Annotated in this window: 19 protein-coding genes and 1 pseudogene; 8 read left to right on the top strand and 12 right to left on the bottom strand. The window is 59.6% G+C overall.

Translation table 11 applies throughout. The annotated features are described in order from the left end of the window. Positions 1-73: 73 nt before the first annotated feature. Genes BWR59_RS12670 through BWR59_RS12680 form a run of 3 tightly spaced genes read left to right on the top strand, consistent with a single transcriptional unit; the run spans position 74 to position 2444 of the window. Positions 74-826, top strand: a complete 753-nt coding sequence (locus BWR59_RS12670) for a 5-oxoprolinase subunit PxpA (protein WP_081565966.1) — start codon at positions 74-76, stop codon at positions 824-826. Continuing rightward, complete coding sequence (locus BWR59_RS12675; protein ID WP_081565967.1) at positions 823-1527, top strand: allophanate hydrolase subunit 1; 705 nt, start codon at positions 823-825, stop codon at positions 1525-1527. The genes BWR59_RS12670 and BWR59_RS12675 overlap by 4 nt, the downstream gene beginning before the upstream one ends. After that, positions 1524-2444, top strand: a complete 921-nt coding sequence (locus BWR59_RS12680; RefSeq protein ID WP_081565968.1) for a biotin-dependent carboxyltransferase family protein — start codon at positions 1524-1526, stop codon at positions 2442-2444. The genes BWR59_RS12675 and BWR59_RS12680 overlap by 4 nt, the downstream gene beginning before the upstream one ends. Positions 2445-2591: 147 nt before the next feature. On the opposite strand, the gene BWR59_RS12685 is transcribed toward BWR59_RS12680, so the two are convergent. Further along, positions 2592-4673 (bottom strand): carboxy terminal-processing peptidase, encoded by a 2082-nt coding sequence (locus BWR59_RS12685; protein ID WP_178111225.1) that lies wholly within the window; start codon positions 4671-4673, stop codon positions 2592-2594. Positions 4674-4817: 144 nt separating this feature from the next. On the opposite strand from BWR59_RS12685, the gene BWR59_RS12690 reads away from it, so the two are divergent. Further along, complete coding sequence (locus tag BWR59_RS12690; protein WP_081566038.1) at positions 4818-5780, top strand: zinc-binding dehydrogenase; 963 nt, start codon at positions 4818-4820, stop codon at positions 5778-5780. A 126-nt stretch (positions 5781-5906) separates the two neighbouring features. Here BWR59_RS12690 and BWR59_RS12695 read toward each other — a convergent pair whose 3' ends face one another. The 7 genes and pseudogenes from BWR59_RS12695 to BWR59_RS12725 all read right to left on the bottom strand — a co-directional run bounded on the left by BWR59_RS12695 (position 5907) and on the right by BWR59_RS12725 (position 12395). Beyond that, positions 5907-6971, bottom strand: a complete 1065-nt coding sequence (locus BWR59_RS12695) for an Ig-like domain repeat protein (protein ID WP_081565970.1) — start codon at positions 6969-6971, stop codon at positions 5907-5909. A gap of 132 nt (positions 6972-7103) precedes the next feature. Further along, on the bottom strand, positions 7104-7757 hold the full coding sequence (locus BWR59_RS12700; RefSeq protein ID WP_081565971.1) for an HAD family hydrolase: 654 nt from the start codon (positions 7755-7757) through the stop codon (positions 7104-7106). 170 nt (positions 7758-7927) lie between these two features. Then, a complete protein-coding gene (locus BWR59_RS12705) occupies positions 7928-8917 on the bottom strand; it encodes an ABC transporter ATP-binding protein (protein ID WP_081565972.1) in 990 nt (329 codons plus the stop codon). Between the two features lies 1 nt (position 8918). After that, positions 8919-9716, bottom strand: coding sequence for an ABC transporter permease (locus tag BWR59_RS12710; protein WP_081565973.1), 798 nt, complete (start codon positions 9714-9716; stop codon positions 8919-8921). Then, positions 9703-10545, bottom strand: a complete 843-nt coding sequence (locus tag BWR59_RS12715; protein WP_081565974.1) for an ABC transporter permease subunit — start codon at positions 10543-10545, stop codon at positions 9703-9705. Before BWR59_RS12715 ends, BWR59_RS12710 begins: the two co-directional genes overlap by 14 nt. Further along, positions 10542-11258, bottom strand: a pseudogene (locus BWR59_RS12720) (alkaline phosphatase family protein); the annotation flags it as partial. The pseudogene BWR59_RS12720 and the gene BWR59_RS12715, both read right to left, overlap by 4 nt. Positions 11259-11333: 75 nt before the next feature. Then, entirely contained in the window at positions 11334-12395 is a 1062-nt protein-coding gene (locus BWR59_RS12725; protein ID WP_081565976.1) for an ABC transporter substrate-binding protein, read from the bottom strand. A gap of 373 nt (positions 12396-12768) precedes the next feature. Between BWR59_RS12725 and phnR the strand changes: the two genes are divergently transcribed. Then, positions 12769-13488, top strand: coding sequence for a phosphonate utilization transcriptional regulator PhnR (gene phnR, locus BWR59_RS12730; protein ID WP_081565977.1), 720 nt, complete (start codon positions 12769-12771; stop codon positions 13486-13488). Between the two features lie 564 nt (positions 13489-14052). Here phnR and BWR59_RS12735 read toward each other — a convergent pair. From BWR59_RS12735 to BWR59_RS12745, 3 genes are all read right to left on the bottom strand, one after another. After that, a complete protein-coding gene (locus tag BWR59_RS12735; RefSeq protein ID WP_081566039.1) occupies positions 14053-15195 on the bottom strand; it encodes a hybrid-cluster NAD(P)-dependent oxidoreductase in 1143 nt (380 codons plus the stop codon). A gap of 9 nt (positions 15196-15204) precedes the next feature. Continuing rightward, positions 15205-16461, bottom strand: coding sequence for an aromatic ring-hydroxylating dioxygenase subunit alpha (locus BWR59_RS12740; protein WP_081565978.1), 1257 nt, complete (start codon positions 16459-16461; stop codon positions 15205-15207). 164 nt (positions 16462-16625) lie between these two features. After that, positions 16626-17558, bottom strand: a complete 933-nt coding sequence (locus BWR59_RS12745; protein ID WP_081565979.1) for a LysR substrate-binding domain-containing protein — start codon at positions 17556-17558, stop codon at positions 16626-16628. A gap of 115 nt (positions 17559-17673) precedes the next feature. Here BWR59_RS12745 and BWR59_RS12750 point away from each other — a divergent pair, with 115 nt between their 5' ends. Both BWR59_RS12750 and BWR59_RS12755 read left to right on the top strand, forming a co-directional pair. Further along, the gene (locus BWR59_RS12750) at positions 17674-18378 is read left to right on the top strand and encodes a TetR/AcrR family transcriptional regulator (protein ID WP_081565980.1); all 705 of its coding nucleotides are present in this window, start codon (positions 17674-17676) and stop codon (positions 18376-18378) included. Further along, positions 18368-19147, top strand: a complete 780-nt coding sequence (locus BWR59_RS12755) for a pyrroline-5-carboxylate reductase dimerization domain-containing protein (protein WP_081565981.1) — start codon at positions 18368-18370, stop codon at positions 19145-19147. The genes BWR59_RS12750 and BWR59_RS12755 overlap by 11 nt, the downstream gene beginning before the upstream one ends. Positions 19148-19209: 62 nt before the next feature. Here the strand turns inward: BWR59_RS12755 and BWR59_RS12760 are convergent, their stop codons facing one another. Continuing rightward, a complete protein-coding gene (locus BWR59_RS12760) occupies positions 19210-21246 on the bottom strand; it encodes an NADH:flavin oxidoreductase (protein ID WP_081565982.1) in 2037 nt (678 codons plus the stop codon). A gap of 216 nt (positions 21247-21462) precedes the next feature. Here BWR59_RS12760 and BWR59_RS12765 point away from each other — a divergent pair, with 216 nt between their 5' ends. After that, positions 21463-22371: a glycine betaine ABC transporter substrate-binding protein gene (locus tag BWR59_RS12765; RefSeq protein WP_081565983.1), complete on the top strand. Its 909-nt coding sequence runs from the start codon at positions 21463-21465 to the stop codon at positions 22369-22371. Positions 22372-22410: the final 39 nt, after the last annotated feature.

Below are 22410 nucleotides of genomic sequence, written 5' to 3' on the forward strand. Positions count from 1 at the left end.
GCTGCAAAGGCAGGCTTCTCGCGCGTAGACTCAGGCCTCGTCCCCAACATTCATACGCACGGGAGATACACCCTTGGGCCGCCTGTTATTGAATTGTGATATCGGAGAAAGCTACGGCGCCTGGACCATGGGTCTGGATGCTGAAGTGATGCCGTACATCGACTGCGCCAACATCGCCTGTGGCTTTCATGCGGGCGATCCCAGTGTCATGCGCAAGACCGTGGCGTTGGCCCTGTCCCACGACGTGACCATCGGTGCGCACCCGGCCTACCCGGATCTGGTAGGTTTCGGCCGCCGCTCCATAGCCTGTTCGCCTCAAGAGATTCAAGACCTGCTGCATTACCAGATCGGCGCCCTGGACGGTGTAGCCAGAGCGCAGGGCGGTCGCGTCAGCTACGTCAAACCTCATGGGGCGATGTACAACGACATGATGGCCAACCCGACTCAACTGCGCGCGGTCATCGAAGGCATCGCTCGCTACAACACGGAGCTGCCGCTGATGCTGCTGGCCATGCGCGACAACAGCGCAGCCCAGGCCATAGGCGACGAATTTGGCGTCACGCTGTGGTTCGAGGCCTTTGCCGACCGCGCCTACGACAGCATCGGACGTCTGGTCTCCCGCAGCCTGCCCGGTGCTGTGCATCACGATCCTGAAACCATCATTGCCCAAGCGCTGACCCTGTCCCGTGGCGAGGCCTTGATTGCCAGCGACGGCAGCGAACTGCTGCTCAACGCCGACACCCTCTGCGTGCATGGCGACAACGCCAGCTCCATTGCGGCCGTGCAGCGCATCCGTCAGGCCCTGGGTAAGACGTCCGCCTCATGAATGTGCGCATCGAAGTCGTCGCGATCGATTGTCTGATGGTGCGTCTGTTCGATGCCATCGATGAAGCCAACATGCCATGGATGCTCGCCGCCAGCCTGCGTCTGCGTGAGGGCTTCGGTGAGCACTTGATTGATCTGGTGCCGTCCTACACCACGCTGATGGTGCATTACGATCTGATGGAGCTGGACCCGCGCAAGGCCCGTGAAGTGATCGCCCAGGCGCTCACTGATCTGTCGCCCGACGCAGCAAGGGGCGGCAAGCAACACGTGTTGCCGGTCTGGTACGACCTGAGTGTCGGCCCGGAACTGACGCTGCTGTCCAGGCGCAGCGGGCTGCCTGTGGAGGAAGTCATACGTCGCCACAGCCAACGCGAATATCAGGTGTTCGCCTTGGGCTTTGCGCCCGGATTCGCTTTCATGGGGCTGGTCGAAGAAGTCCTCGCCGCACCGCGCATCAAGACCCCGCGCAAACGCGTGGCGGCCGGGAGTGTCGGTATCGCCGAGCGGCAGACAGCGGCGTATCCGCTGGAGTCTCCCGGGGGCTGGAACATCCTCGGTCGCACCCCCGCCAAATTGTTTGACCGCGATCTCGACGGCTACAGCCTGATGCAGCCCGGCGATACGGTGCGCTTCGAGCCAGTCGAGCATGCAGAATTCATTCGTTTGGGTGGCGACGACACCGCGCTGGAGGCGCTGGCATGAGTGTACTCACCGTAAAAAGCAGTACGCCGCTGTGTCTGTTGCAGGACGCTGGCCGATTCGGTGTGCGCCATCTGGGCGTCACACAGGGCGGGGCGCTGGATTGGGTGTCGATGTCCTGGGCCAACAAACTGTTGAACAACCCACTGGATGCTGCCGTCATCGAAATCACCCTGGGCGGACTGACCCTGATCGCCGAGTCCGATTGCTGCCTGGCATTGGCCGGAGCTGATCTTGGCGCGTTGCTCGACGACCGCTCGCTTGCCCCCTGGCGCAGCTTCTTCGTGCGCAAGGGCCAGCAATTGCGCTTCACTCAACCGTTGACCGGCGCCCGCGCGTATCTCGCAGCGCCTGGCGGGTTCGATGCTGTCGAAGTGTTGGGCAGTCGAGCGACGGTGGTTCGCGAAGGGCTTGGCGGCCTGGAAGGCAATGGCAAGGCGCTGGGGGAAGGCGACCCACTGCGCTATTCCGGCGCCTCGTTCGAATTGCAGGCGTTACCCGATCATCTGATCCCGGACCTGGACGACGCCCGCCCACTGGGCGTCGTGCTCGGCGCACAGATCGGCCAGTTCAGCGGCTTGAGTCTGTTCGACGCCTTCAACAGCGACTGGACCCTCGACAGCCGTGCCGACCGCATGGGCATGCGCCTGCTGGGGCCGGAGTTGGTCTATCAAGGCAAACCGATGATCTCCGAAGGCATTCCGCTGGGCGCCATTCAGGTCCCGCCCGATGGCCAGCCAATCGTCCTGCTCAACGACCGCCAGACCATCGGCGGCTACCCCAGGCTCGGTGCGCTGACGCCACTGTCACTGGCGCGTCTGGCGCAGAAGCTGCCGGGGAGTGTGGTGCGATTGAAGGCGATGGTGCAGGAGATGGCACATCAGGAGCAGATGGCATACCGGCGCCAGTTGGGGGGGTAGGTCAGGATTGCCCTCACACGCTCAGCTTTTCGGTCACGCTATGGCAATCTCGGGGCAAGAAAAAGGGGCTCGACGCGTTGGCGCCGAGCCCCTTGTTTCATCAAGAGTTCACCACTCGTCACGTTTCATGACGAGCAGATCACTGTTTTACTTTTTTGCGACGGAACCACTCAGGCCCAGATAGTCGATCAGAATCCGCCCGGTTTCCGACAGGTACGCGTCGTCTTCCGGTTTGGTCTTGTCGTCATCCACTGGCAGCGCGTCTTCGTCTTCTTTCTTCAGCTCTTTGAGCGGTTCTTCGCCCTTGGCCTTGCGACGGGTGTTTTCCATCACCAACTGCTTGCTCTCGACGTCGGCGTGCTCGGTGCGACGCTCGGCCTCGTTGAGGCTGACGGTCTTCTCGCTCATCAGCTTCTTGGCCAGTGCCAGCTTCTGCTCGACGAACACGAACTCGGCATCTTTGGCCGAACGCACGTCGTGGCGTGATTGCAACTGGGCCAGGAATGGCTTGAACGGATCCACCGCCGGCTTGATCGCAGGCTTGATGGTGTCGTAGGTCATCGCCTCGGGCAGCGCGCTTTCGCCGATTTCCTTGGTGTCGATAATCGACGGATACGCGATGTCCGGCAGTACGCCCTGATGCTGGGTGCTCTGACCGGAAACCCGGTAGAACTTGGCCAGGGTCAGTTTCAGTTCGCCATGATTCAGCGGCTGAATGGTCTGCACGGTGCCTTTACCGAAGGTCTGGCCACCGATGATCAACGCGCGGTGATAGTCCTGCATGGCGCCGGCGAAAATCTCCGAAGCCGAGGCCGACAGGCGGTTGACCAGCAACGCCATCGGGCCCTTGTAGAACGCGCCGCTGTTTTCATCTTCCAGCACGTCGACCTTACCGTCGGCGTTACGCACCAGAACGGTCGGGCCCTTGTCGATGAAGAGGCTGGTCAGTTCGGTGGCTTCCTGCAGCGAACCGCCGCCGTTATTACGCAGGTCGATGACCACGCCGTCGACTTTCTCCGACTGCAGCTCGGTCAGCAGTTTCTTCACGTCGCGCGTGGTGCTCTTGTACTCCGGGTCGCCGGCACGGTAGGCCTTGAAGTCCAGGTAGAAAGCAGGGATCTCGATCACGCCCAGCTTGTAGTCCTTGCCATCCTGATTGAGGTGCAGGACCGACTTCTTGGCCGCCTGTTCTTCAAGCTTCACGGCTTCGCGAGTGATCGACACGATCTTGGTGGTCTGATCGTTCGGCGCATTGCTGGCCGGGATGATTTCCAGACGCACGACAGAGCCTTTCGGACCGCGGATCAGCTTGACCACTTCGTCCAGACGCCAGCCAATCACGTCGACCATCTCTTTGTCGCCCTGGGCAACGCCGATGATTTTGTCGGCGGTCGCCACTTGTTTGGTCTTGGCGGCAGGGCCGGCCGGAACCAGACGCACGATCTTGACGTTGTCGTTGTCGCTTTGCAGGACGGCACCGATGCCTTCCAGCGACAGACTCATGTTGATGTCGAAGTTTTCAGCGCTGTCAGGTGACAGATAGTTGGTGTGCGGATCGTAGGACATCGCGAAGGTGTTCAGGTAAGCCTGGAAGATGTCTTCGCTGCGGGTCTGACCCAGACGCGCCAGTTGGTTCTTGTAGCGCTTGGTCAGGGTTTCCTGAATCTTCGCCGGGTCTTTGCCCGCGATCTTCAGGCGCAGAACCTCGTCCTTGACGCGCTTGCGCCACAGGTCATCCAGTTCGGCTTCGTTCTTCGGCCATGGCGCGTCCTTGCGATCGACCAGCAGGGTTTCCTGCGTGTTCAGGTCGATCTTGTCGACGCCTTTGCTCAACTGGGCCAAGGCGAAATCCAGACGCGACTTGATGCGGTCCAGATAGCGCTTATAGATAGTGAATCCCGGGTTCAGATCGCCGCTCTTGAGAAAGTCGTCGAACTGAAAACGCCATTTGTCGAACTCAGCGATATCGCTGGCCAGGAAATAACTGCGCGCAGGGTCGAGCAGTTTCAGGTAGCTCTGATAGATGATTTCCGAGCGCTTGTCGTCCAGCGGCGGCTTGCTGTAATGGTGGCGCTTAAGGAGCTCCACGACATTCAGACTGGCGATGACCTCATCGCGATCAGGTTGAAGATTATCCCAGCTGTTGGCTGCGAATGAACTGCTGGACATTGGCAATGCAGCCAGGCCAATGAGTAATGCAAGGGTGGTGCTGGGCAAAATTTGCTTCATGCTGATTCGACGCGGGGACAATTGATAACGCATATTAGGCCGTCTTTGAGATCGCCGGTTCCCTGGGGCGCCGGTCGCATAATGCAAGAAAGCCAGGATGCTTAGATGCACACTGGCTCAGTCAAGACTCACTATGGAGGCACCGTGAAAGCATTGCAAGGCGTTGAAGGTCACGTGGAATGGGTTGAACAGCCATCACCGACGCTCGATGTGGGGCAAGTTCGCATCAAGGTCGCGGCGGCAGGGCTCAACAGAGCGGATTTGCTGCAACGTGCGGGGCTTTATCCGCCCCCGCCGGGAGTCACGGAAATCCTCGGCATGGAGTGTTCCGGCGTCATTGCCGAGGTCGGCTCCGGTACCGCCTGGACCGTCGGAGACCGCGTATGCGCGCTGGTTGCAGGCGGGGCGATGGCAGAAGAGGTGGTCGTCGACGCACGGCATGTCTTACCGGTACCGGAGGGCATCTCGCTGCATGAAGCGGCGGGGATTCCCGAGGTTTACGCAACGGCGTGGCTGAATCTCTTCCAGCTCGCGGGCCTCAAGCCCGGTGAAAAAGTTTTGCTGCACGCCGGTGCAAGTGGAGTTGGTTCAGCTGCCATTCAGCTGTGCAAGGCATTCGGCAATCCGTGCTGGGTCAGCGTTGGTTCGGCGGACCGTCTGGCGTACTGCGAAGAACTCGGCGCCCAGGGCGGGGTGATCCGCAACGAAAGCCTTGAAGGGCTGAACGACTTCGCGCCGTTTCACGTCATCCTCGACCCGGTCGGCGCCAACTATGCCGCGCTGAACCTGAAAGTGCTGGGCACGGACGGGCGGCTGGTGTTGATCGGTTTGATGGGCGGACGCAAGGCCGAACTGGATTTCGCTCAGGTGCTGGGCAAACGCATTCAGATCCTCGGCTCCACGCTGCGCAGCCGTGACGACCAGTTCAAGGCAGATCTGCTTGCCGATCTGGGCCAGCACGTCTGGCCGCTGTTCACTGAAGGCCGCCTCAAGCCACAACTGGCCCGCAGCTTTCCGATTCTGGAAGCAGAAGAGGCCTACGCCGAGCTTGCGACCAATCAGGTGTCGGGCAAGGTAGTGTTGGTGATCGATGAAAGCCTGAAGTGACTAGCTGGCGATGATATTTCGCAGTCTGCCTTGTCGTTGGTGATCGGCCTCTGAGCACCACCATCGACAAGGCAGACCCCGCTTTCATTGGGAAAAGCAAAAGCTATGGGCATTGATGTTGCCTTGCTAGCGAACAAATATTCCCCAGCAGGCCTGCGTTCCCCAAATTTGACTCGATTTACCTTCTTGTCCCGTGTTCGGGATCATGGTGAACCGGGTAACGAGGCCGTCAAGATCAGTGGACCATGACTCAACCTCCCCGTTGGGGACTTGTAGGTCGCCACCATAACTTGCGCGGACAGCGCGCCATTCAGCCATCGAAGGGACATGTCCGCCAAGGGAGTTTGCATGATCCATAGCCCCCTGAAACCCTCGTGTGCCCCCCCAGCCGTCAAGCTGGAAAACATTCGAGACAGTTACCGAATAGCTCGCCGTTTGCACCGGGCTGCCGCTGTCCCTGACAGTCACCGTCGCGCTGCCATTACCATTCGAAATGACCTGACCGTTAGAGGCGTTAATGTTGGCGCGGTCATTGCTGATTGAGTAGGAGTAAGGCGGTGTTCCTCCTGATGCGCTGCGTGTTGCGTGACTCCCGGCAGGAGGCGTAGTAGGCACACGTCCCCAACGAACAATGTATCCATTCAACAATAGCGTTGCGGTATCAATGACAAGGGGTGGTGTCGGCGGCTCCACGCTGAACGCCCGAGCGCCCGATTCTGGATTTCCATCATAAAGCCCTCGCACCTTCATGCTGTGTGCGCCCAACGCAACGGTAACTTCTTTAGACCACAAACCGCTGCTGCTGACAGCCGCGTCGCCTTTGTCCACATTGTTGTCCAGAATCTTGACTTGCTCATCGGCTTCGGCGGTTCCACTGAGTGTCACGCGAGTCTCTGTCGTAGTTCCACCGGGCGGGACCTCACCCTTTGTATCCTGGATGCGCGTGATCGTCGGCACGGCTTTCGCAGCAACGTCAATCGTCCACGCTGGCGATATAGGGTTGTTTCCAGATAGGGCTTTGGCCGTCAGCGTATGATTGCCGAGGCCCAGATTATTAATTGAGAAATTCCACTGGCCATTCGCATCTGTCGTCGTCGTGCCCAGTGAGTCGCCGCCGTCGAAAATTTCCACTTCAATCGATGCGGTAGACGTAGTGGAAGCGCGTGCGGGTGCTGAGGACTTACTGACCATGAGGTTGACTCCTGTCAACTGGATGTAAGTCGATTGAGCGCCCTTTCGAAGGGTTTGGCTACTGTCAGAAATGACAGGTTTTGCTGCCGTTGGTCGGGCTGCACAGCCGTGGGTGAATGCAGCCCTGCGTACCTATTTCCAGTTATGAATCGGCCACCCGGCCTTTTCCGCTGCCTCGCGCAACACCGGATCCGGATTCACCGCATGCGGGAAATCAACCCTCTGCAACAACGGCAGATCATTGCGCGAGTCGGAGTAGAAACTTGCGCCTTCGAGGTTTTCGCCCTCTTGGTCCAGCCATTCCAGAAGGCGGGTGATCTTGCCTTCGCGGTAGGTCAGCACGCCTTTGGTTTGGCCGCTGTAAACGCCATGGGCGATGTCCAGATCGATGGCCAGCACTTCGTCGACGCCGATGCGCTCGGCGATGGCTTTGACCAGATGCACGCCGGACGCGGAGATGATCAGGATGCGGTCGCCAGCGGCGCGGTGTTCGGCGATGGCTTTGGTGGCGTCACTGAAAATGATCGGCTCGATGAAGTCCTCAACCCAAGGCCCGACCAGGAAGTCCACTTCTTCAGGTGTGCGGCCGATCATGGGTTCGAGGCTGAAGGCCATATAGTCTTCCATCGCCAGGTTGCCCTTGCTGTAGGCCTCCATGAGTTCATGGTCTTTCTTGATGAACGACTCCGGATCGACCCAGCCCAGACGGCCCATCTGCTCGCTCCACAGACTGGCGCAGTCGCCGTGAATCAGGGTTTCGTCCAGATCGAAAATTGCTAATGCCATTACGGCTGTCCTCTAAAATTTGTTCTGTCTGTGCCGGTGCTGAAGAAACGCAAGACATTGTGGGAGGGAGCTTGCTCGCGAAACCGGTGTTTCAGGCCCCGGTGGGGTGACTGAATCGACGCTCGCGAGCAAGCTCCCTCTCACAGTTCCGATTTCCAATGCTCGGACGATCAAGCCACCTCGCACAACGCCGACGCTTCGATGTTCAGGGTGACGCGCTGGCCGTTAGGGTGCAAGTCGTTGGCCGAGCGGTTGAGCACGTCGACCACCAGTTCCACACCCCGCGCTTCGACCCGATAGCGGATCACGTTGCCCAGCAGGCTGTGGCTGCGCACTTCGCCTTCCAGCGAACCGGTCAGGCTCAGTTGAATGGCTTCCGGGCGAATCGCCACGCGGCTGTTGATCGGGCGCTGCATCAGGCGGCTGGCGGCGTCGGGCTCCAGCAGGTTGTAGTTGCCGATGAAGCCTGCGGCGAATGCATCCACCGGCGCGGTGTACAAGGTTTCAGCGTCGCCGCTCTGGACGATCCGGCCCTGGTTCATCAGGAAGATGCGGTCGGACATGGTCAGCGCTTCTTCCTGATCGTGGGTCACGAAGATCGTCGTCAGGCCCAGTTCCTGCTGAATCGCTCGGATCTGCTCGCGCAGGTGTTTGCGAATCCTGGCATCCAGCGCGGACAGCGGCTCATCGAGCAACAGCAGGCGAGGGCGGGTGACCAGCGAACGCGCCAGTGCCACACGCTGGCACTGACCACCGGACATCTGGTGCGGATAACGCTTGGCGAGTTCGGTCAACTCCACCAGCTTCAACACTTCGGCCACGCGCTGTTTCGTTTCATCGGCGCTGACCTTCTGCATGCGCAAACCGAAGGCCACGTTTTGCTCGACGTTCATGTTGGGGAACAGCGCGTAGCTCTGGAACACCATGCCGATGCCGCGTTTCTGTGGCGACACCGGCACCAGGTTCTTGCCGTCGAGAAAGATCTTGCCGCTGGTGACAGACGTAAGCCCGGCGATGCAACGCAACAGGGTCGATTTGCCACAGCCGGACGGACCGAGCAGGGTCACGAATTCGCCCTTGTTGATCACGCAGTTGATGTCGCTGAAGACCGCTGTGCTGGCGTAGTTCTTTTGCAGGTTTTCGACACTGACGAAGCTCATATCAGTCTTTGTCCTTGTTCAGTCGGTTGGCCGCCCAGGTCAGCAGCAATACGAAGAAGAAATAAGAGATCACCAGCGCGCTGTTGAAGTGGCCGCTGCTGTTGCGCATGTTGTTCAGGTACACCTGCAGGGTTTCGTAGCGGGTGCCGACCAGCAGGTTGGCAAACACGAACTCGCCGAACAGGAAGGAGAACGACAGCAGCAGGGCGATCATCAGGCCTTTGCGCAGGTTCGGCAGCACCACCAGAAACGCTGCCTGAAATGTGCTGGCGCCGAGCAGTTGCGCGGCGTCCATCAGGTCGACCAGATTGATCGCCTGCAAGTTATTGGTGATCGCGCGGTACATGAACGGCAAGGCGATGGTGAAGTAGCAACCGATCAGAATCCACGGCGTACCCACCATCGCCAATGGCCCTGAACCGTAGAGCTGCAACAGTCCCACCGACGACACCACCGGTGGCACCGCGAAGGGCAGCAGGATGAGGATGTTCATCAGCGCGTCGAGCTTGGGGAAGTGGTAATGCACCACGAACAGCAGCGGCAGAATCAGCACCACGGAGAGGATCAGCGCGCCGACGCAGACCAGCAGCGACTGAGCGAACGCCATCAGAAAGCGCGGGTCGCTCCATAGCGCTACGTACCATTTGTAGGTCAGGCCAGCGGGCAGAATCGTCGCCGACCAACTGGTGGCGATCGAGTAGACGAAGGTTCCGAGCAACGGCGCCAGCAGAATCAGAAACAAGATGTACACCACCACACGGTGGTAGAGCCCGGCCGGGCCGCGTTCAGCGCGAGACATGGTAGCTCCTCTTCAACAACCACTGATGGACGATGGTCACGAGGGTCATCATGCCCACCAGAATCATCGCCAACGCGCTCGCCATATTGGGGTCCAGAGTGATGTCGCCGGCGACCATTGCCGCGATGCGGATCGGCAGCACGTTGAAGTTACCGGTGGTCAGCGCATAGACCGTCGCGTAGGCGCCCAGCGCATTCGCCAACAGGATCACGAAGGTGCCGAGCAAGGCAGGGGTCAGTACCGGGATGCCGATGTGGCGCCAGAAATCCCAGGTGCTGGCGCCGAGCAACGACGCCGACTCGCGCCAGTCCTCACGCAACGCATCGAACGCCGGATACAACAGCAACACACCGAGGGGAATCTGGAAGTAGGTGTAGAGGATGATCAAACCGGTTTTCGAGTACAGGTTGAAGTCATCGATGATGCCAGCCTGTTTCAGGATCAGCGTCAGCGCGCCGTTGAAGCCCAGCAGAATGATGAAAGCAAAGGCCAGCGGCACGCCGGAAAAGTTGCTGGTCATGTTGGCGAAGGCGCTGACGAAATCCCGCAGGCGCGACGGCACTTTGCGCAGCGAATAGCTGCCGAGGATCGCAATGACAATACCGATCAGGCTCGACCAGAAACTGATCTCCAGGCTGTACTGCATGGCCTGTCGGTAGAAGCGTGAATTGAACGCCTTGATGAAGTTATCCACGCCCCAGCCCGCGTCCGAATACAGGCTGTTGATCGCGACCCAGGCCAGCGGCGCGATCTGGAACGCGATGAAGAAAATCGCAAACGGCACCAGGCACAAAAGCCCCAGCCATTTGCCGCGACTCTGTGAATTCACTTGAGCACCTCTCTGCAGACGGGTTTGTCGTGGGGCACGCCGAGCAGCTCGCAGACAGTGCCGCAGATTTCGGTCTGTTTCGGTTGAGCGTGCGGGTCGAGGCTGAAGGCGTCGCCGATGACGAACAGCGGCACTTCGCGCTCTTCGGGGAGGATGCCGTTGTGCGAGCGGTCGTTGTTCATGCCGTGGTCGGCAGTCACCAGCACCTGATACCCGGCATCCAGCCAGCGCTGCAGATACTCGGCGAGGATAATGTCGGCCGAGCGCGCGCTGTTGCGGTACTGCGGGGTGTCGAGGCCGTGCTTGTGGCCTGCGTCATCGATGTTCATCGGGTGGATGAACAGGAAATTCGGCTGGTGCGCTGTCCGCAGATGCTCGGCATCGTCGAACAGATGGGAGTCGGGGTAGTGATCGACGTAGTAGAAATGACCGTGCTGGATCGGCAGGTCGGCGTCGTCGGTGTGGCGGTCACGGCTGGCGATGAACGGGCTGCGGTTGTACAGCTCGCTGACCCAGTGATAGGCCGCGGCGGCGGTGTTCAGTCCGGCTGCGGCGGCGTAATGAAACACGCTGCGTTGATTGGACAGGCGCGAAACATGGTTGTGCACGATGCCGCTGTCGATGGGCGCAACGCCGGTCAGGATGCATTCGTACAGCGGACGGGAAAGCGCCGGCAACTCGCACTCCAGTTTGTACAGGGCGGCCCGGCCCGCGTTGCGAGGCTTGCCGGCGATGGCGTCATCGAAATCGCCACCGCCGGCAAGCCATGCTGCTACAGAGTCACGGTGTTACTGCATTTCGACGATGACCTGCTCGTTCCACTGCTGTGGCAGGGCTTTCGAGGTTTTTTCCCATGCGGCAGGGTCTTTGATCGGTGTTACGTTCTTGTACTGCTCATTAGGCAGCAGCTTGGCCTGTACTTCCGGTGGCAGTTTCAGGTGGTCGGCGCGGATCGGACGGGCGTTGCCGTTGGCCAGGTTGATCTGACCGGCGTCGCTGAAGATGTATTCCCGTGCCAGCTTGGCGGCGTTCGGGTGCTTGGCGTACTTGTTGATGATCGTGGTGTAGCCGGAGATCACCGAGCCGTCGGACGGGATCAGCACGACGTAGTCATCCGGGTTGGCCATCTTGGCCTTGTAGCTAAGGCCGTTGAAGTCCCAGACCACGCCGACTTCGACTTCACCTTTCTCCATGGTCTGGATGGTCGGGTTGTTGATGCCCAGACGTTTCTGCTTGGCCAGCTCTGTGAACAGCGCAAGGCCCGGAGCAATGTTTGTTTCGTCGCCTTTCATGGCAATCGCAGCAGCGAGTACACCGTTGGCAGCCTGAGCGGCGGTGCTCACGTCACCGATGGTGACCTTGTATTTGCCGGTCTTGAGGTCAGCCCAGGATTTCGGCACTTCAGAACCGTGCAACAGCTTCTTGTTGACGATGAAAGCGATGGTGCCGGTGTAGGCCAGTGCCCAGTGACCGTCCTTGTCCTTGGCCCAGTCCGGAACCTGATCCCAGGTGGTCGGTTTGTAGGGCTGGGTCACGCCCTTGGTGACCGCGATAGGGCCGAAGGCCGCGCCGACGTCGCCGATGTCGGCGCTGGCGTTGTCTTTTTCCGCGTCGAACTTGGCCACTTCCTGCGCCGAACTCATGTCGGTGTCCATGTGCACCAGACCGTATTTGGCGGTGAGGTCGGTCCAGGTGCCTTTCCAGTTCGCCCAGTCGTCGGGCATGCCCACGCTGTTGACCGCGCCTTCGGTCTTCGCGGCTGCTTCCAGATCTTTGATGTCGGCGGCCATGGCCGAGGTGCTCAGCGCGATGGCCGAACCCAGGAGTGATGCCAGCAAAAGGTGTTTCATTCGAAGCTCCTTTAATGCACTTCTCGACGTTATGTAGGAAAGGGTCGGTGAAATGCTCGTTGCGGTTGGGTTGGTCTAGGTCAGCAATACCTGAGCCAAGTTAGGCCAGTCTCATGACACTTTCGTGTCTGGACCGACTTTTGCTGGGAGTCTGGAAGGCGGGCGGTATGGCTGTGGGGTAAGCGTAGACCATGGGCAACTGACTGATCTGAAAAGGCTTATTTCTTTTTATTGTCAGGCTTTTCAAGTGCATCGCGCTGGCTTGTCATGCAAGCGTCATCTACGCTGCCTAGGCTCGGAAGCACTGAAAAGGGCCGTTCAGCTGTAGACCTTGCCCCCGAATAGCGCTGGTCTAGTCCAGATAGGTAACGTAATGCGCCAAGAAGTGCCTCGAGCGGTGACGACCATCTGCAATGCGTTGCAGGAGCAGATCGAGCACGGTCTGTTACCCCCGGGTAGCAAACTGCCTGCGGAGCGTAAGCTCAGCGAAGTATTCGACACCACGCGCATTACGTTGCGAGAGGCGTTGGTGCAGCTGGAAGCGCAGGGCCTGATCTATCGCGAGGAGCGCCGTGGCTGGTTCATCTCGCCGCCACGGCTGGCCTACGACCTGATGCGTCGCAGCCATTTTCACGCGATGGTTCAGGCCCAGGGGCGAGTGCCGGCGACGCAGGTCATTTCCGCGAAGATGCAGCCTGCCTCGGCGGCGATCTGCGGATTGTTGCAACTGCCTGCGCTGTCCAGCGTGATCCAGATCTGCCGCGCACGCCGTATCGACGAGCGACTGGTGCTGTACGTCGAGCACTACCTCAACCCCGAATATTTTCCGCAGATTCTGGATTTCGATCTGAATCAGTCGCTGACCGAGTTGTACGCCAGTCACTACGACATTCGATATGGGCAGGTGAGGTTCGAGATGGTGCCTACAGCGCTACCGGTGGAGGCAGCGGCGGCATTGAAGGTGTCGATCGGCAGCCCCGGCTTGCGCATTGCCAGGGTCAACCATGATCAAACCGGCCGCCTGATCGACTGCGATCTGGAGTATTGGCGGCACGATGCGATTCATGTGAGTGCGGTGGTGGGGGATGTTTAAAGTCCATCCTCAAGCATAGGTCCCCGGCCCACCTCGATCACTTTGCGAGACCATCCATGTGAGTGCGGTGGGTATGTTTGAAATCCATCCTCGAGCATAGGTCCCCGGCTCACCTCGATCACAGTGGGAGACGCCGGAGGCCACGACGGCAGCGATAGCGTTGGGTCAGCGACAGATTCGTATCAGATGAATCCCAATCGCTGCCGTCGTGACCTCCGGCGTCTCCCACAGGGCCTGGAGTAAGACCTCAGCTACAAATCAAGCACCAGATCCGACGTCGGCCTGCTGCATCACAGCAACCTCAATCCCTGTCGATGCGCGGCTCACCCCGATCACTGTGGGAGACGCCGGAGGCCACGACGGCAGCGATAGCGGAGGGTCAGCAACAGATTCGTATCAGATGATCCCAGTCGATCTCCGGCTCACCCCGATCACTGTGGGAGACGCCGGATGCCACGACGGCAGCGATAGCGGTGGGTCAGCAACAGATTCGTATCAGATGAATCCCAATCGCTGCCGTCGTGACCTCCGGCGTCTCCCACAGGGCCTAGCGTAAGACCTCAGCTACAAATCAAGCACCAGATCCGACGTTGGCCTGCTGCAGCACAGCAACCTCAACCCCTTGTCGATCTCGCGCTGGCGAATGCCGCCGTTGTGGTTCATCTCTACTGTGCCTTGCAATACGGCGGTCTTGCAGGTCCCGCACACGCCCTGGCTGCATGACGACGGCACAATCGCGCCTGCTTTCTTCGCTGCTGCCAGCACGGTCTGGTTGGCGGGCATGTCGAAAGTCTTGCCCGAGCGCGACAGGGTGATCGTGAACAGGCCGGCCGTCTGCTCCACCACAGGCGCCAGTTCGATCAGCGGCGCTTCGACCAGCGCCGCAATGTCGAAGCTTTCCTGGTGATAGTGCTGGAAGTCGAAGCCGCCTTTGGCGAGTACATCCTTCACCGCATCCATGTAGCCCTTCGGTCCGCAGGTGAAAACCTCGCGCTCCCTGAAGTCCGGCACCTGTTCGCTGAGCAATTGCAAATCCAGCCGCCCCAGAGGCCCGTTCCAGTCTGCGTCCGTGCCTTTGCCTTCACAGACATTCAGCACTCGCAGGCCTGGCTGCGTGGTCTGCATTCGCGTCAGCTCATGGTGAAAAATGATGTCGGATGGCGTGCGCGCGCTGTGCACGAAAATGATGTCCAGCCTGGCAGCCATATCAAAGCTGGCCCGCGTCATGGACATCAACGGCGTCACCCCGGAGCCTGCCGAGAGATAGAGCAGTTTGCGTGCGGGATGACCCACCGGGGTAAAGCTCCCGGCAGGTCCCGAAGCGATCAGGCTGTCGCCTGCCCGCAAATTGTCATGCAGCCAGTTCGAAACGACACCGTTCGGCACTCGCTTGACCGTGATCGTGAACGAAAACGGCCTGGTCGGTGATGACGACAGGGTGTAGCAGCGCGCGATGGTTTGCCCGCCAATGACTGGCGACACCGTGATGAACTGGCCGGGCTCGAAGCTCAGCGCGCTGAACTCTGCGCAGCGGAAGCTGAACGTCTTTACGTCATGGGTCTCCTCGCGCACGTCACAGCACAGCAGAGTTTTCTGCTCGCCGCTGTTCCACTGCGCGCCGTAAGCACTCCAGGTTTCAGAATCAGTGAACAGTTTCTCGGAGTTGTCGATACCGTTCGTTGCAGGCAGATTCTCGTAATGGGTCATGATCATTCCTCACACGCCGTGGGCGGCAAGCCGGGCCGCGTACCAGCGAGAGAATTGGTCGACGTAGGATTCGGTGAACGCCGAGAACGGACCCGGTGAATAACCGGGGTCCTGCGTGCCGCTGTGGGTAATCGCCACAAGATCGGCGTCTTGCAGGTTGGTGGCTTTCCACACTTCGATCAGCTTGTCGACTTCATAGTCCACGCCTTCACGGGCGTCGGCATTTACCAGCCATTTGGTGCGCACCAGGGTTTTGTTCGGGGCCAGCGGGATGATGTAGGAAATCACCGCGTGATCGCTCATCACATGGGTCCAGGAGTTGTGGGTCCACAGATGCACATCGCCGAGGTCGCGGCGGGTCAGGTCGCCAAACAGTTTCGTGCACGCCACTCGCGTATCGAGGGTTTGCGATTCGCCGTTACCCGCAATCACCAAACGCTGCGTACGAAATTGCGTCACGGCATCCACATCCAGATGCTCGACGGCATCGCAGACGAACCCGTCGTCTTCCCAGCTTTTCTTCGCTGCCGCATTGCGCTGTTCGTACTCATCCAGCGCTAGCAGCGATTCCTCGCTGAGCCCGTCGGCGCAGAAGCCGAAGTCTTCTGGAAGAAACGAGGCGGTGAGTTCAGGATGTGTCGCCGAGCAGTGATAACACTCCCGGTTATTTTCGATGACCAGCTTCCAGTTGCCGTTTTCGATGATTTCGGACTCATGGGCAATCTTCGTATGCGTCAAGTCATACGGGGCCAACCGAGGTGTGAGCGTCTGTTCAAGATGATCGATATCTTGCGGCGGCTGTTCGCCCAGACAAACGAATACATGCGTGCCGACAACTTTGCTATGTACGGGAATCAGACTTCTGCACGCGGCGTTGAAATCCTTGCCCATGTGCGCCGCATGTTTGAGGCTGCCGTCCAGATCATAAGTCCACTGGTGGTAAGGGCAGACCAGCATGCCGACCGTGGACTTGCCCGCCGGTTTCAGCCGCGCACCCCGATGCCGGCAGACGTTGCGAAACGCCTGAATCTGCTCGTCATCGTCGCGCACCAGGATGATCGAGGATTTACCGATATCAATGGTCGATACATCGCCGGCTTCGGGGATATCCGCTGTCACACCCACCAGTATCCAGTGCTGGTTGAAGAATATATTCATGTCGGTTTCGAATATATCTTCGCGTCCAAACAAGGCGCCGTTCATGCCATGTCCGGGTGTACGGTTTTCAACTAACAGGCGATGAGATTCGACGGCGGCACTACTCATGTATGCACCTCACAGGCGGGATCTAATAATGTGTACTGCGGTTTGAAATGAGTATCGAGAGGGGGCCAGATAGCGTCAATGCGCTATATTTTCAACTTCGCATATCCCCAGGTTATGCGTGACGGATTTGGATATTCAGAGGCCGGTTTTGGCCCCGTCACTCGTCATGCAACGTCCCGCAGCCAGTCGACCAGGGCATGCACCAGCGGCGTGATCTGCCGGCCGTTGGGCACGACGACGTAATAGGCTTCCTTGGGTTTTACGACGCAGGACGTCACCCGCACCAGCTCGCCGCTTGCCAGCATCGGCTCGACCAGCCGGTTCCAGCCCAGCACGATGCCGTGCCCCTTCAACGCCGCCTGAATCGCATCGGTATAAGAGCTGCAACGCAGGGCATATTTGAGCCTTGGGCGCTCGTCCCCCAACTCCTTGAACCAGCCATGCCAGGTCATCCAGCCTTCGAGCGTCGCGTCCGAATCGATCAACTCGACATGCAGGAAATCTTCTGCGCAGGTCGGGGCGGTGTGGGTCGTGAGCCAGCCGGGTGAGCAGACCGGAAACACCTCTTCGTCGAACAGCAGAATCGAGGTGCCGTCATCCCACTTGCCGTCGCCAAAGCGCACCGCCAGATCGATGTCATCACTGCGCAGATCCGGCGTGAGCATGTGCGTGACCAAACGAAGTTGCAGGCTGGGTTGCGTGACACGTAGCGTCCCCAGGCGCGGCAGGATGCGTAACTGGGAAAAGGCAGAGGTGCTGGCGAGCACGACTTCCTGTTCGGTGATCCCTTCGTGGACCTTGTCGAAGACGCTTGCCATGCGTTGCAGGGAATCCGAGGTCACGGAAAACAGGATGAAGCCTTCGCTGGTGAGCTTGATCGACCGGTGCAGACGGTGAAACAGGCGGGTGTTCAAGGTCTCTTCCAGATAGCGGATCTGCTTGCTCACCGCCGCCTGTGTCACCCCCAGTTCCTGCGCCGCCAGGGTGAAACTGTTGAGCCTGGCGACGGCCTCGAACACCATCAGTGCTGTCATTGAAGGGATCAGGCGACGATAGCCCTTGACCTTCTTCGGCAGCTCTTGGGCCTCGGTTTTCATTGCGCGTACTTCCGCAACGGCGTGACAGGATGTCGTCCGAATGTACATGGGTGTACATCAAAAGACCGGCAGCGTACAGTCGCTGAACTCAATCTCAACGCAAAGGCGACACGCAATGTCGGTATCAGGCAAGGAACGAGGCAAGCCTCAGGATTCCGGTTGGCGAGGCTCGGCGGATGGCTGGCTGGAAGCTGCCTATGACGCCTTGAAGGAGTCCGGTGTCGATGCCGTTCGCGTGATGCCTCTGGCCAAGCGTCTAAACCTGTCGCGCACCAGCTTTTACTGGTTCTTTCAGGACCGGGAACAATTGTTGGCAGCACTGCTGGCGCGCTGGAAAGACAAGAACACCGGCGGGATGGTCAAGCAGTCGGAAAGCTACGCGGAAAACATCACCGAGGCGATTCTCAACGTCTTCGAGTGCTGGTTGAATCCCGAAGTCTTCGACTCGCAGTTCGAATTCGCCGTGCGCAGCTGGGCCTTGCAGTCCGAAGAAGTGACCCAGGAAATCGTCGCCGCCGATGACGCTCGTATCAGCGCGCTCACTGCGATGTTCCGACGCTTCGGCTACGAGCCGGAGGCCGCTGACACTCGCGCCCGAACGATTTATCTGACGCAGATCGGTTACATCTCGATGAAAACCAGCGAAGACATCACCGAGCGCTTCCGGCGCATCCCGCACTACGTCGCGATCTTTACCGGCAAGGCACCGAAGCGGCGTGAGCTGGACCGCTTCTACGGCGCGTTCGGTTACGCCGAAAAAGAGCCTGGCGAGTTCGTGCCGCTGGCCGAAACCTTCGAGGAGAACGCCGGTGCGAGCTGAAACCATCGGCATCATCGGCGGGACCGGCTGGTTGGGCGGGGCGCTGGCGCAAGCGTTGATCGACAGTGGTTTTATCAGCGCGAATCGACTGTTTCTATCCAATCGGTCCGGCAGCCACCCGTTGGCTGAAACCGGCGCCCGTTTGATGACAGACAATCAAGCGCTTGTGGATGCGTGCGACACGGTGATCATTTCGGTCCGCCCCGAGCAGTTCAAGGCGCTGAGCATCAATGCCTCGGGCAAGCGCGTGATCTCGCTCATGGCGGGCGTTCCTTCTCGGGTGATCAGTCAGCTCACCGGCGCCTCGTTGATCTTCAGGGCCATGGCCAATGCAGCCATTGAAATCCGCCAGTCCTTCACACCCTGGCACTGCGCCAATGAGCTTGCGAGTGCAGAGGTGGAGTTCATACAAGGTTTACTGGCGTGCGTGGGCACCGCGAGCCGAGTGCCAACCGAAGATGCCATCGACTATTTGAGCGCGCTGTCAGGCACGGGGCCTGCGTTTCCGGCGTTGTTGATGACAGCACTCGCCAATCAGGCAGTGGCTGCAGGGATACCTGAAGACGTCGCCCGAAGTGCGGCGCGAGGCGTGGTGCTCAATGCCAGTCAGCTGCTTGCCAACGCTGAACCCCAGGATTTGATCGATTCGTTGGTCGCTTACAAAGGCGTGACGGCAGCCGCGTTGCAAAGCCTGATGGATGCGGGGTTTGAAGAGCAGATCGGGCGAGCGGTTCAGGCCGGGGCTGATGTCGCGCGCAAAGGGATGTGACTCTGTATCACTGTTCGGCTAAATCCCTATAGCAGCCCGGCCGGGCTGCTATAGGGGTCGGCTCAAAGGTCCTTCACTAACCGCAACGCATCGTAAATCGCCGCATGGGTGTTGCGCGCCGCCACTGCGTCCCCGATCCGGAACAGTTGGAATCGCCCGTCCGGGTTGGTCACCAGGTTCTGCACATTGCCCGCAATCAGGTCGTGCTGCTCCACCGCGCCACCGTTGCTGGAGTGCGGCCGCAGTTCGAAATACAGGTCGTCCAGCGGCAGTGTGCCGTGGTTGATCACCACCTGATCGACGATGCGCTCTTTGTTGACCTTGCCGTAATCGCTGCCGAAGATCGCCGCCAGCTTGCCGTCGCGCCGCTGCACCGACTCCACGCGATAGGTCACGGTAAACACCACGTCCAGGTCCTGAAGACTGCGCATGTAGGGCACCAGATTCATGGCCATGACTTCAGGCGAGAAGGACCGGTCCGGGGTGACGATTTCCAGATGTGCGCCGCTCTGGGCGATGACTTCCGCCGCCTGCAACGCGGCGTGATCGCCGGCGTCATCGAAGATCAGCACGTTCTTCCCCGGTTTGGCGTCCCCGGAAATAATGTCCCAGACCGACACCACCAACTCGTTGCCTTCCTTCAATACTTCGGTGTCCGGCAGGCCGCCGGTGGCGACGATCACCACGTCCGGTTCCTGATCCAGCACGGTTTGCGCTTCTGCCCAGGTGTTGAACTGGAACTTCACGCCCATGCGTTCGCACTGCGCCATGCGCCAGTCGATGATGCTGATCATCTCGCGACGGCGTTCGCTCAACGAAGTCAGACGAATCTGACCGCCGGGTTGGTCAGCCGCCTCCAGTACCGTGACGTCATGCCCACGCTCGGCAGCGACGCGCGCGGCCTCCAGTCCACCAGGGCCTGCACCGATCACGACGACCTTGCGTTTGGTCGCAGCCTTTGGGATCTCGTGGGGCATGGTGGTCTCGCGACCGGTCGCGGCGTTATGGATGCAGTACGCCGCACCGCCTTGATAAATGCGGTCCAGGCAGTAGTTGGCGCCGACGCAAGGGCGGATTTCTTCTTCGCGCTTTTCGATGATCTTGCGCACGATGTGCGGGTCGGTCATGTGCGCGCGGGTCATGCCGACCATGTCGACCTTGCCGGACGCAATGGCGTGACGGGCAGTGGCAACGTCGGGGATTTTTGCCGCGTGAAAGGTCGGGAACCCAGTGGCCGCACGGATTTCACCGGCGAAGTCCAGGTGAGGCGAGTTGCGCATGCCCTGAATCGGGATCACATCGGTGAGGCCTGCATCGGTGTCGATGTGGCCTTTGACGACGTTGAGGAAGTCCACCAAACCGCTGTCCTTGAGCTTGTGCGAAATGGCGAGGCCTTCTTCGGCACCGAATCCGCCTGGCAGGTCCTCGTCGCCGGTGTAGCGCACGCCCAGCAGGAAGTCTTCACCACACTGTTTGCGAATGCCGCGCAGGATGTCGAAGGTGAAACGCAGCCGGTTGTCCAGCGAGCCGCCGTATTCGCCTTGCAGGTCATTGGTCAGTGGCGACCAGAACTGGTCCATCAAGTGGCCGTAGGCCTGAAGCTCAAGACCGTCCATGCCGGCGGCTTTCATGCGTTCGGCAGCATCGACGTAGTCTTTGATGATCCGCTGGATATCCCATTCTTCGAGCTTCTTGGGAAACGAGCGGTGTGAGGCCTCACGCCGATGCGAGGGCGAGACCACGGGCAACCAGTCGGCCTTGTCCCAGCGCGTGCGGCGCCCCAGGTGCGTCAGCTGAATCATCACCGCCGCGCCGTGTTCGTGGCATTCGTCGGTCAGGTCCTTGAGCCAGCCCACTACCTCATCCTTGTACGCCAGCACGTTATTGAACACGGGTGGGCTGTCACGAGACACGGCTGCCGAACCTGCGGTCATGGTCAGCGCAACACCGGCCTTCGCGCGTTCGACGTGGTAGGCCCGATACAGGTCCTTGGGCATGCCGTCGACCGGATACGCCGGTTCGTGGGAGGTGGTCATGATGCGGTTTCTGAGCGTCAGGTTCTTGATCTTGTAGGGCTGCAGCAGCGGGTCGCTGGACATCGTGGTGCGCTCCTGGAAGGGAACATCAGGCTTGGTTTGACGCAAAACTAGGAGGAATGTACATGTGTGTCAAGCGCAGGTGACGCTGGTGTACATTTCGCTTGCGCCCACACTCAGTGTGTGGCTACTATCGGCCGAACAGCTGGCCGAGACTGGCGATTCACCACTTTCACTGCCACACCCGGTAACACCCATACACGACAGGGGAGATGCACGATGGTTGCTTATTCGCCGTATAAGAAAAAACGTATTGGTTGGTTGGCAGGGCTCGCCTTGACCTCGGTGAGTCTGTTCACTCAAGCCGCAGACCAGCCGCCCGTTCGTATCGGATGGGTCAACTGGTCGGACACGGAAATCGCCGTCAAGCTGGCCAACATTATTCTCGAAGATCAGTTGAAACAGCCGGTGAAGCTGGTGATGGCCGATATCGGCATCCAGTTTCAGGCCATGGCCAACGGCAACATCGACCTGATCCCGATGGTCTGGCTGCCGGGCACGCACAAGGCGTTCTATGACAAGTACAAGGACAAGCTCGAAGATCTGGGCGTGTTGTACGAAGGACGCATCGGCATGGCGGTTCCGGACATCGTTCCGGCCAGCGAGGTATCGAGTCTGGCTGACTTGAACAAGCCGGGGATTGCCGAGAAATTCGACGGCAAGATCCTTACCTCCGAAGTGGGCAACGGTCAGTACAAGCTGACCGAAAAAGTGCTCAACGATAAGAAGATCGTCGGCTACAAGATGGTCGCGTCTTCGGAAAGCGGCATGCTCAGCGAACTGGACCGCAACCTCAAGCGGGGCAAGTGGTCACTGGTGAATGCCTGGAGCCCGCACTGGATGTTTGCCAAATACCCGCTGCGCTATCTGGATGACCCGGAGCACCTGTTCGGCGGTGTGGAGCAGATTCATGTCGTGGCCCGTAAAGGGTTCAGCGAGCAATACCCGAAAGTCGCGCAGTTCTTCTCGCACTACTCCATCCCGCAGGCTGACCTGCAAAAGATGATGTCCGCCGCGCGGGAGCCAGGTAACTCGCCAGAGAAAGTGGTGGCTGCGTATTACGCCGATAACAAGGCGCGGTTTGCGGCGATGGCAGAGGGTGCCAAGACGGCGTCGACTGCGCCGTAACTTGATCTGTTCCCTGCTCCTGACGCGGTCCTGTGGGAG

The organism is Pseudomonas sp. Bc-h (assembly GCF_002080045.1).
Classification (GTDB): Bacteria; Pseudomonadota; Gammaproteobacteria; order Pseudomonadales; family Pseudomonadaceae; genus Aquipseudomonas.

Bases quoted from the DNA above. Each gene is read 5' to 3' on its own strand.
- BWR59_RS12675 (WP_081565967.1), top strand. From the start codon at position 823: ATGAATGTGCGCATCGAAGTCGTCGCGATCGATTGTCTGATGGTGCGT.
- BWR59_RS12725 (WP_081565976.1), bottom strand. From the start codon at position 12,395: ATGAAACACCTTTTGCTGGCATCACTCCTGGGTTCGGCCATCGCGCTG.
- BWR59_RS12735 (WP_081566039.1), bottom strand. From the start codon at position 15,195: ATGACCCATTACGAGAATCTGCCTGCAACGAACGGTATCGACAACTCC.
- phnR (WP_081565977.1), top strand. From the start codon at position 12,769: ATGCGCCAAGAAGTGCCTCGAGCGGTGACGACCATCTGCAATGCGTTG.
- BWR59_RS12685 (WP_178111225.1), bottom strand. From the start codon at position 4,673: ATGAAGCAAATTTTGCCCAGCACCACCCTTGCATTACTCATTGGCCTG.
- BWR59_RS12680 (WP_081565968.1), top strand. From the start codon at position 1,524: ATGAGTGTACTCACCGTAAAAAGCAGTACGCCGCTGTGTCTGTTGCAG.
- BWR59_RS12750 (WP_081565980.1), top strand. From the start codon at position 17,674: ATGTCGGTATCAGGCAAGGAACGAGGCAAGCCTCAGGATTCCGGTTGG.
- BWR59_RS12705 (WP_081565972.1), bottom strand. From the start codon at position 8,917: ATGAGCTTCGTCAGTGTCGAAAACCTGCAAAAGAACTACGCCAGCACA.
- BWR59_RS12710 (WP_081565973.1), bottom strand. From the start codon at position 9,716: ATGTCTCGCGCTGAACGCGGCCCGGCCGGGCTCTACCACCGTGTGGTG.
- BWR59_RS12765 (WP_081565983.1), top strand. From the start codon at position 21,463: ATGGTTGCTTATTCGCCGTATAAGAAAAAACGTATTGGTTGGTTGGCA.
- BWR59_RS12740 (WP_081565978.1), bottom strand. From the start codon at position 16,461: ATGAGTAGTGCCGCCGTCGAATCTCATCGCCTGTTAGTTGAAAACCGT.
- BWR59_RS12700 (WP_081565971.1), bottom strand. From the start codon at position 7,757: ATGGCATTAGCAATTTTCGATCTGGACGAAACCCTGATTCACGGCGAC.
- BWR59_RS12745 (WP_081565979.1), bottom strand. From the start codon at position 17,558: ATGAAAACCGAGGCCCAAGAGCTGCCGAAGAAGGTCAAGGGCTATCGT.
- BWR59_RS12695 (WP_081565970.1), bottom strand. From the start codon at position 6,971: ATGGTCAGTAAGTCCTCAGCACCCGCACGCGCTTCCACTACGTCTACC.
- BWR59_RS12760 (WP_081565982.1), bottom strand. From the start codon at position 21,246: ATGTCCAGCGACCCGCTGCTGCAGCCCTACAAGATCAAGAACCTGACG.